This window comes from Roseovarius sp. D0-M9 (assembly GCF_037083805.1).
Classification (GTDB): domain Bacteria; phylum Pseudomonadota; class Alphaproteobacteria; order Rhodobacterales; family Rhodobacteraceae; genus Roseovarius.
Genome location: NZ_JBAPKZ010000065.1, coordinates 1 through 9,542, shown reverse-complemented (window position 1 = coordinate 9,542; position 9,542 = coordinate 1). Strand labels below are relative to the sequence as shown.

At 58.7% G+C, this 9,542-nt stretch carries 6 protein-coding genes and 1 pseudogene; all 7 read left to right on the top strand.

Going from position 1 to position 9,542, the window contains the following annotated elements; translation table 11 throughout:
• Positions 1–263, top strand: a 263-nt coding sequence (locus tag V8352_RS20560) for a hypothetical protein (protein WP_336426143.1), incomplete at its 5' end; no start/stop codon positions are given.
• A 120-nt stretch (positions 264–383) separates the two neighbouring features.
• Positions 384–1,307, top strand: coding sequence for an HNH endonuclease (locus tag V8352_RS20555; RefSeq protein ID WP_336426142.1), 924 nt, complete (start codon positions 384–386; stop codon positions 1,305–1,307).
• A 121-nt stretch (positions 1,308–1,428) separates the two neighbouring features.
• Complete coding sequence (locus V8352_RS20550; protein WP_336426144.1) at positions 1,429–6,534, top strand: RecQ family ATP-dependent DNA helicase; 5,106 nt, start codon at positions 1,429–1,431, stop codon at positions 6,532–6,534.
• Positions 6,531–7,532, top strand: coding sequence for an NAD(P)H-binding protein (locus V8352_RS20545; protein ID WP_336426141.1), 1,002 nt, complete (start codon positions 6,531–6,533; stop codon positions 7,530–7,532). The genes V8352_RS20550 and V8352_RS20545 overlap by 4 nt, the downstream gene beginning before the upstream one ends.
• A pseudogene (locus tag V8352_RS20540) lies at positions 7,495–7,989 on the top strand (transposase); the annotation flags it as partial. The gene V8352_RS20545 and the pseudogene V8352_RS20540, both read left to right, overlap by 38 nt.
• A 518-nt stretch (positions 7,990–8,507) precedes the next feature.
• Positions 8,508–9,029: a hypothetical protein gene (locus tag V8352_RS20535; protein ID WP_336426139.1), complete on the top strand. Its 522-nt coding sequence runs from the start codon at positions 8,508–8,510 to the stop codon at positions 9,027–9,029.
• A 79-nt stretch (positions 9,030–9,108) separates the two neighbouring features.
• Positions 9,109–9,342 carry a hypothetical protein gene (locus V8352_RS20530; protein ID WP_336426138.1) on the top strand — a complete coding sequence of 78 codons (234 nt, stop codon included), beginning with the start codon at positions 9,109–9,111 and terminating at the stop codon, positions 9,340–9,342.
• Positions 9,343–9,542 lie beyond the last annotated feature (200 nt).

Below are 9,542 nucleotides of genomic sequence, written 5' to 3'. Positions count from 1 at the left end.
GTCGCCGGTCGGCTCAAGCACCTGCCCGCGTCACCCTACGACACAACATCTGGTGTGGTCGTGAACTGACCGGAGACCCGCACACCCACACAAACCGCGAAGAAGCCAGATATCAGGGTACGATCGGCATCGGTCGAACCGGTTGCATGCGGCCGTTGGAGAGATGCGCCAAGAGTTACCTGTTTTCGCGGCTGGTGCCAACGAATGTGTGGGCGGGATCCAATCCGCATTCGGCTCCTGATTTCATTGGAGTTGTTTTATAAATCTGGTGCATACTACGCCACGCAATATCAATAATTCAGCGGGTACGCTGTAAACCGGTTTGTGGTGGTTTACATCTATTGATCGCTTGCGTTCTGCCCAGGATTGTATTCCCTGGGAGTATGACAAAGCTCGTGCTGCTACATAAGGCGGATTCTATTTACGACGACGAACCTGACGTCGTCTACGACTTTCCTCGCAGCTATCTCAAGGCTGTCCAGGAAGCCGTGGGCGACTGGGTCATTTACTATGAGCCAGTGAAGGCTGGCCCGCGTGGGTATTTCGCGGTTGCGAAGATCGAGCAGGTGATCCCGAAGCCCGGAGTTGACGGCCGCTACCTTGCCATGATCGAGCCGGGCAGCTTCCTGCCGCTCGATACTGAAGTTCCAAGGCTGATCGACGGCAGTCCATTGGAACAGGCACTCACGGAGCCAGATGGGACCCCGAAGAAGGGTGGGGCCGTGCAGCTCGCGGTTCGGCGTCTCCCGGACGATGATTTCGCTCGGATCTTGCGATTGGGGCTTCCTGAAGACCTCGAGAGGCAAGAGGCGGCACGATACGATCTGGAGGGCTCTGAGGTGGCCGAGGAGGCGGCGATTTTCGAGCGTCCGGTTTTGGAACGTCTCACACGGCGCCCATACCGGGACGTCGCGTTCCGCCGGAAGGTGCGCGAGGCTTACGACTACCGCTGCGCCATTTCCGGGCTGATGCTCAGAAACGGCGGAGGGCGCCCGGAGGTGCAAGCAGCTCATATCCGCCCCGTCGAACACAACGGCAGCGATTCCGTGAGAAACGGGCTGGCGCTGTCAGGTACATTGCATTGGATGTTCGATCGTGGGCTGATCTCGGTCGGCGATGACAACGAAACAATCCTCGTGTCTCGCAACAAGGTGCCAAGTGATGTCGTCGACCGGCTGTTACGTCCGGATGGAAAGATCTGGATGCCCGAAGACAATAGAAACTGGCCGCACCCCGCAAATCTAACATGGCATCGAGAGAACATTTTTGGTCAAATGGCGGCGGAAGGTTCCGCTCCTTGGGAATAAATATTGACCTGCCAGTATGAAAAACATAATTTCCCGCGGCATATCGAAAGCCCTTGGCCTTGGCCGACCACAGCAGCCTGAAAAGCCTGAGGCTGATCCGCCGGGAATTAACAGTATTCAAATGCCGCGGGAACAATCCAAAATCTTGCCGCGCTGTCTGTCGATTGATCTGGAGGTCAATCCCAAGGAAGCCCAGGTATTCGCCTTTGCAGCCGTGCCAGAAGGCGATGGAGAGGGGATTGTTCATCGGAAAGGTGACCCGAAGGCCGCGCTTGAAAAACTCGACCTGTTTTGCGCCGGTTTCGCACATGTCGTTGGGCACAATATTCTGCGCCATGATCTGCCGCATCTCATGGCGGTCTCGCCGCGCTTCGCAAAGCTCGCGGACGGACCGATTGACACGCTGTGGCTCAACCCCTTGGCGTTCCCGCGCAATCCCTATCATCATCTGGTCAAACACTACCGCGATGGGCGGCTACAAAGTGGCCACGTCAACGATCCCGAGTTCGACGCGCGGCTTGTGTTCGAGGTTCTTCGCAACCAGATCGACGCCTTCGTATCGCTGAACACTTTGTCGCCAGAGACGATGATGGCCTATCACTGGCTTTGCTGCCGAGGACCGGGTAGCGACGGGTTTGATCAGTTGTTTAGCGACCTGCGCGGGGCGTCCATCCCGACCGAAGCAGAAGCGCACGGGGCCATTCACACGCTGCTAAAAGAGCTGGCCTGCGGCGCGCAGGTGGACGCTGTGCTTGAGCGGCTCCCGGACACTGAGCTGGGCTGGCCGATGGCATATGCCCTTGCCTGGATTTCGGTCGCTGGTGGGGATTCTGTCATGCCGCCCTGGGTGCGGGCGCAGTTCCGTGACGCAGCACGGCTCGTCAAAGACCTGAGGGACTCGAATTGTCGTGATCCGCACTGTGCCTACTGCGCAGTGCACAACGATCCCACCCGTGCCCTCGAACGCTGGTTCGGCTTTCCAAGTTTCCGCCCGGAACCGGTCGACGAGGACGGACGCCCGCTTCAGGAAAAGATCGTGGCGACGGCGATGGAAGGCGACAATCTGTTGGGCATCCTGCCGACGGGCACGGGCAAATCCATCTGCTATCAGATCCCCGCGCTGTCTCGGTTCGACAAGACCGGGGCCTTGACCGTCGTTATATCGCCGCTTGTGGCGCTGATGGCAGACCAGGTTCAGGGCTTGGTGCGGGCCGGCATTTCCTCGGCGATTACGATTAACGGACTGTTGTCTTTGCCCGAGCGTCAGGATGCGCTTGACAAGGTGCGGCTTGGGGATGCTGCGATCCTTTTGATTTCTCCCGAACAACTGCGCAGCACAACAGTTCGGTCCGTTCTGGCACAGCGCGAGGTGGGGCTGTGGGTGCTGGACGAGGCGCACTGCGTGTCCAAGTGGGGGCACGATTTCCGACCCGACTATCGCTACGTTTCGCGGTTTATCAAGGAGAGCTCAGGCGATGAACCGGCTCCGGTGCTTTGCTTGACCGCAACGGCAAAGCCGGACGTAGTGCAGGACATCTGCAGTCATTTCAAAGAGCGGCTGGGATCTGAGTTGGCGTTGATCGACGGTGGCGCATCGCGGTCGAATTTGAGCTTTCAGGTGCTGCCAACGCAGCGGGCAACCAAGATGACCGATATCCTCGACACGATCGAGGCCCAGCTTCCGCGCGAGGGCGTGTCGGGGGCGGTCGTCTATTGTGCGACCCGAAACGCCACCGAGCGCGTGGCGGAGTTCTTAAAACAACAGGGCATTGCCGCTGAACGGTATCATGCGGGCCTTAGCGCCGATGACAAGCGTGAGATCCAGGAGGACTTCCGTGTCGGCAATCTGCGCGTGATCGCGGCCACCAACGCCTTTGGTATGGGGGTCGACAAGCCGGACATCCGTCTGGTGGTTCACGGTGACGTGCCGGGGTCGCTGGAAAACTACCTACAAGAGGCGGGGCGCGCCGGGCGGGACCGCGATCCTGCAAACTGCGTCCTTCTATATAATACAGAAGACGTCGATCGTCAGTTCAGCCTCAGTGCGCGGTCTCGGCTTGCGCGGCACGAAATCGGTGCGATTCTGAAAGCGCTTCGGCGCCTTGATGCAAGGACCGGAAAAGGCGGTGAGATCGTTGCCACACCGGGTGAAATTGTTCACGAGGAGAAAGACCGGGATTTCCAGCGAGACAGCAATACCGACGATACGCGGGTAAAGACGGCCGTCGCTTGGCTGGAAGAGGCGCACCTTCTAAACCGCGAGGAAAACCGGGTTCAGGTGTTTCCCGCCTCGCTCCGGATAAGGAGCATGCAGGAGGTCCGCGAGATCCTTGCATCCGCCGAAATCACCCAGCGGCGGCGCGAGGATCTTGCCGTCATCGTACAGCACATCATCAACGCGCCGCAGGAAGAGGGCATCACCACGGACGAGCTTTGCGGAGTCAGTGGGCTGACGGTGTCGGGCGTGCGCAAGGCCTTGGCGGATCTCGAAGCCTTGGGAATTGCAAAGGATGATACAAACATCACCATCTTCGTGCATGTGCGTGTCGAGAATGCCTCGCCGAAACGGTTTGAAGCGGCATCCCGGTTTGAAGTCGACATGATTGCGATCCTTAGAGAGCAAGCGCCAGACGCGGACATCAACGAGGCTTGGCCGTGTCACCTGGCCTCGGTGGCGCACGCCCTGCGGGAGCACGGACACGCCTCTGTGCGGCCCGATATTGTCGAAGGGTTGCTCCGTGGGATTGCGCAGGATGGCCGCGACATGGACGGCGGCAAAGGCAATATCGGCCTGCGCAAGGTGTCCAAAGGCAGTCTCATGGTGCGAATGCAAAGATCATGGGCGGTAATCGAGCAGACCGCTCAGCTTCGCAGGCAGGCGGCAGAGCGGTTGGTTTCATACTTGATCGACAAGGTTCAGGCCGGCCTGCGTGGGAAAGATGTTCCTGTCGAGACCACGCTTGGCGACCTTCTTGCGGCGATCAACAGCGATGCGCTGATGCGGGCGTCTGTCAATGATCCGGCAAAGCTGATGGACCGGGCGCTTCTGTGGCTGCACGAACAGCAGGTGGTGACTCTGGGCAAGGGATTGTCCGTGTTCCGCTCCGCCATGACGTTGCACATCAATCCGAAAGGCGGCAGCTTTACCGCACAGCATTTCGCGCCGCTCGAAGACCACTACAGCGAACAGACCGTCCAAACCCACGTGATGGCGGCTTATGCGACCAAAGGCATCGACGATATCGATAAGGCCCAGCGGCTCGCGCATGACTATTTTGCAATGGAGCAGTCCGACTTCATGAAAGTTTGGATGCCGGGGAAAATTTCGGAGTTCAGACGGCAGGCAACGCCCCAGTCCTTTGCCGAGATCGTCGACAATCTGGGGAATTCGACACAAGAGCAGATCGTGCGTGACGACCGCGAACAGACCAATGTGCTTGTGCTCGCGGGGCCGGGATCGGGCAAGACACGCGTGCTGGTCCATCGTGTCGCCTATCTGGTCAGGATCAAGCGCGAAGATCCGAACGGTATACTGGTGCTCGCCTACAATCGTCACGCGGCCGCAGAGATCCGGGAACGCTTGCGTCTACTGATTGGCGAAGATGCTCGCTTCGTGACGGTTTTGACCATCCATGCCTTAGCCATGCGGTTGGTTGGCGCGAGTTTCGCCGGACGGGCAGGGGCCGATGAACCTGATTTTGAGACGCTTCTGACCGATGCGGCATGTCTCTTGCGTGGCGACGGGCTGGACAAAGTCGAGGCCGAAGCCCTGCGAGAGACCTTAATCCAGGGGTTCCGCTGGATTCTTGTGGACGAATATCAGGATGTGGGCCCCGAGGAATACGCCTTGATCGCTGCGGTGGCCGGTCGCAGCATCGACGACCCCGACCAACGGATTAGCCTGTTCGCGGTCGGCGATGACGACCAGAATATTTATGCGTTTGCCGGCGCATCGGTGCGCCACATTCGGCAATTCGAACAGGATTATTCAGCCAAGCCGGTCTTTCTGACCGACAATTACCGCTCGTCGAAGAACGTCATCAACGCAGCAAACGCAGTGATCGAAGGATCTCGGGAACGCATGAAAACAGCGCATGGGATTACCGTCGACCAATCGCGGCAAAAGGACCCGGCCGGGGGCATCATGGAAAGCCTCGACCCGGTTGCACAGGGACGGGTCCAAATCCTTGGCTGCCCGGCCGGAAATTACGCTCAGGCCCTTGCGGCGGTCAACGAGATGATCCGCCTGTCAAAACTGATCCCGGATTGGAGTTGGAAGGGGGCGGCAATCATTTCTCGTGATTGGCGCAAGCTTCTGCCGGTCCGCGACTTTGCCGAGGCGCATGGAATTCCCCTCGAAATGGCGAACGAGAACCTGCCAAGTGTGTGGCGCACCCGTGAGATGCAGGGTTTTATCGGCGGCCTGCGCGAGAGGTATGGGGCCATGGTCAGCTTGGGCGACCTGACCGAAACCCTGAATGCGATACCCGCAAGCCGTTGGACGGACCGGATCGGCGAGGGACTTGGCCAGCTTGCGCGTGAAATTGATGGCAAAGCGCTCCCGACCCCTGACGTGATCGAATGGTTTGCTGAATGGTCGAAGGATTCATGGGGTGAGCAGCGCGGCCTCAAGTTGTTGACGGCGCACCGCGCGAAAGGCCTCGAATTCGACGATGTCGTGATCATGGATGGCGGTTGGGAACGGCCCTCGCGAAACGAAGATCAGGACGCGCCGAGGCGATTGTTCTACGTCGCCATGACACGTGCGCGGCGCAATTTGATCGTCATGAGCAACGACAATCACGAATACCTTCCCACCGAGTCGCCTTCCGTGCTCACGCGGCATGTGGTGCCCGACTTGGCGACAGTCCCCGGCCCACGCCGGTTCTTTCAATCGTCTGAAATGAAGATGGTCGACCTGTCATTCGCAGGACGCCAAGGTGATCGGCACATTGTTCATGACGCGATCGCCGAAGCACAGGTCGGCGCCCCGGTCAGGCTCTCCAGTGTCGGGGACCGCTGGCAGATCGAGGATTTTCGAGGGCGGGCCCTCGGGCGGATGTCAAAAGCATTTGCGCCACCGATTGGCACGAAATTTGTCACCGGCGAGATCGCAGTCATCATACAGTGGCGTAAAGAGGATGCCGATGAGCGTTTTCATCATCTGTTGAAACGCTCAAATTGGGAAGTCGTTTTGCCTGAACTGGTCTTCGAGGAGGTCACATGACAACGAAAAGTCCTGAGGCCCTGCGCGGCTCGAAGCGGGTCGTCGTGCTCGGCGGCACCGGGACGATCGGACGGGCGACCGTCGCCGCCCTTCTCGAGCGGGGGCACCGGGTGATATGCCCAGTGCGGCCCGAGAGCTACCGCAAAGGGCGCATGCAACTCCACCCGGACGCCGAAATCCGGCCGTGCGAAATCACCAAGCCGGGCGCTCTTGCCCGCGATGGTTTTGGCGGTGAAACCTTCGACGCACTGGTCTCCTGTCTTGCCTCTCGCACTGGCGCACCGCGGGATGCGTGGGCCATTGACTACGCGGCACATTCGCAGGCCCTTGCTGTTGCGCGCGACGTAGGCATATCGCACATGGTCCTGCTCTCGGCGATCTGTGTGCAGCGACCTCGGTTGGAGTTTCAAAAAGCCAAGCTTGCCTTCGAGGAGGAGCTGATCGGGTCTGGCCTGACATTCTCGATCGTGCGGCCGACCGCCTATTTCAAATCCCTGTCGGGGCAGATCGACCGGGTTCGTCGCGGGAAGCCGTATCTTGTTTTCGGGACTGGCCGGCTCACGGCCTGCAAGCCGATCAGCGACAGGGATCTGGGAGTTTATCTCGCAGAATGTTTGGACGATGAGTGTCGCTGGAACCGGGTGCTTCCTATTGGTGGGCCGGGCCCAGCAATAACGCCCCTTGCGCAAGCCAAAAGGCTCTTTGAATTACTGGATGAGACGCCACGCGTGCGGAGAGTGCCAGTTATGCTGCTCGATGCCATCATCATGGGGTTGAGTGTGCTGGGAACGGTCTCGGGGCGTCTGCGAGACAAGGCCGAACTCGCCCGGATTGGGCGATACTACGCCACCGAGTCCATGCTGGTTTTCGATGAGGCGAGTGGTGGCTACGACGCAGACGCGACACCGTCCACGGGCGCCGACAACCTCTACGATTTCTACGCAAAGGTTGTGGCCCAAGATGCGAAGATTGATCTCGGGGAACACGCGGTTTTTTGAAGTTCGGCTTTTCGGTTCGGAACTGATCGCCATTGCCTTCAAAAGGCGTCCACCTGGTTTTTTTTCGCAGGGCTTCGCAGCCGCGGCGCATATTGAGCACTCCCAGCGAAAGGTGGGATACGTCCGCACAGCGATCATCCGCTCTTCGCGCAGCAACGACAGCGGTCATGCCCGCTGGCGCGAGGTCGCTGACAACCTGCGCGAGCGGTTCAGGGATGTCGCCGAGCTGATGGACGAGGCCGAGCACGACGTGCTGGCCTACATGGCCTTCGACGAAAGTCTACGCTCGAAGTTGCACAGCACCAACCCACTGGAGCGCGTCAACAAGGAGATCAAGCGGCGGACCAACGTCGTTGGGATCTTTCCCAACCGCGACGCCGTCATCCGGCTGGTCGGCGCGCTCATGCTGGAGCAAGACGATGAATGGGCCGTATCCCGCCGCTACATGCCGGTGGAAAAGCTGACGGCCGTGTGCAACGCTACGGAGACGGCGACGATGATCGCCGTGCAGTGAATGAGCGACACCAGCTATGAAGAAGCAGGTGGACGCCAGTTCCTACACCACCTCCCGGGGCACTACCTAAGGCGAAGCTCGACCTCAGACCGATTTGTGCAAAAAAGCCCCTAACCGACTGAAGTTGCAGCAAGTCCTGCAGTCCTTCAGGGATAGCCAGTTTATTGGCTTGGCCATGGGCCTATTAGTCGAGCAAAGCGGCGTGCCGTCAACGACATGCGGCGTGCCGTCAACGACATGATGGCATCTTCTTCAGTATAGAAATCAACATTGCACGCTGATCCAGATTAGCGACGAAAGCACCAATCCGGGCTATAATATCGGGGACGTGAGCTGATCTGCCCCGACGAGAATGGGACCCTTCAGAAAAATCACATCACATCGAACAATCGCGCATGCCAAATGGCCAATCGGTCAACGCATAGCGCTTTGCGATGGACCTGAATAAAGGAACCCACCCAATGAAACATCTGTGGACCACAGCACTTTGCACCGGTCTCGCGCTGGCCTTCACTGGCCCGCTTGCCGCAATGGACAAGACCGTGTCTGCCGTCGAGGTCAAGGCTGACATGAGCGCCTACGAGGACAGCAACGTTCTCAAATACTGGCCAACTTTGGAGACTGATCTGGCTGCGTCCATCGCATCCAAAGTGACCGTGGATGATAACGCGGACGCGCCGCGGCTCACCGTCGAGATCAACAAGGTCGCGATTGACGGCGATACCTTCCTCCCGGACTCGGGAGAGTTCAATCAAATCGAAGGTACCGTGGTGATGCATCAGGGGGACAACGCGGTCAATTCGTCATCAACCACCGACACCCAGGAAGAGCAGACTGGTGGCTATCCTCTGAATATGACCGCCATCTCAGGTTCGGGTGACGCGCCAGAAGGTTGGATTGTAGTAGAGCCGTCCCAGGACGATTTCTACGACGCTCTCATTAACGCCTATGCTGATACTGTTGTCGAGCGTATCGAGCAGTAAATCCTGTTCGCAAGGTCAATCCACCTAACGGTGGGTTGGCTCTTCGGCATCAAGTTAAATAATAATATGGAATATCAAAATGGCAGATCCAGATCGCAGTGAGCGGGTCACGACGACCACGACGACAAGTGGAAGCACAGGTATTGGCATCATCTTGGGCGGGCTGGTCGTAGCAGTAGCAGTTCTTGCGTACTTCATGTTTGCGAACGGTTCAGCACCCGGCTCTGATTCCGTAAATATCAAAATTGAAGGGGCAGGTGACGCTATCGAGGGTGCTGCCGAAGCGGTTGAGGGGACTGCCGAGGGTAACTAATGTTGCGGGGGTCTGATTTCTACAAACGTGCAGTGGTTCGGTGAACCTGACTGAACCGGAATGCCTTGGCCAAACCGAGAACATCGCCCATTTGCGGTCCCTTCTCGTTCCGTGTGGGTAGTCGGGCGCACCGGTGCTTGAGCCGCTCCCATATTTCGTGCCTTCGGTAGGCGCGTCCGACGCGGAGACCTCAGCCATCG

Bases quoted from the DNA above. Each gene is read 5' to 3' on its own strand.
- V8352_RS20545 (WP_336426141.1), top strand. From the start codon at position 6,531: ATGACAACGAAAAGTCCTGAGGCCCTGCGCGGCTCGAAGCGGGTCGTC.
- V8352_RS20550 (WP_336426144.1), top strand. From the start codon at position 1,429: ATGCCGCGGGAACAATCCAAAATCTTGCCGCGCTGTCTGTCGATTGAT.
- V8352_RS20535 (WP_336426139.1), top strand. From the start codon at position 8,508: ATGAAACATCTGTGGACCACAGCACTTTGCACCGGTCTCGCGCTGGCC.
- V8352_RS20555 (WP_336426142.1), top strand. From the start codon at position 384: ATGACAAAGCTCGTGCTGCTACATAAGGCGGATTCTATTTACGACGAC.
- V8352_RS20530 (WP_336426138.1), top strand. From the start codon at position 9,109: ATGGCAGATCCAGATCGCAGTGAGCGGGTCACGACGACCACGACGACA.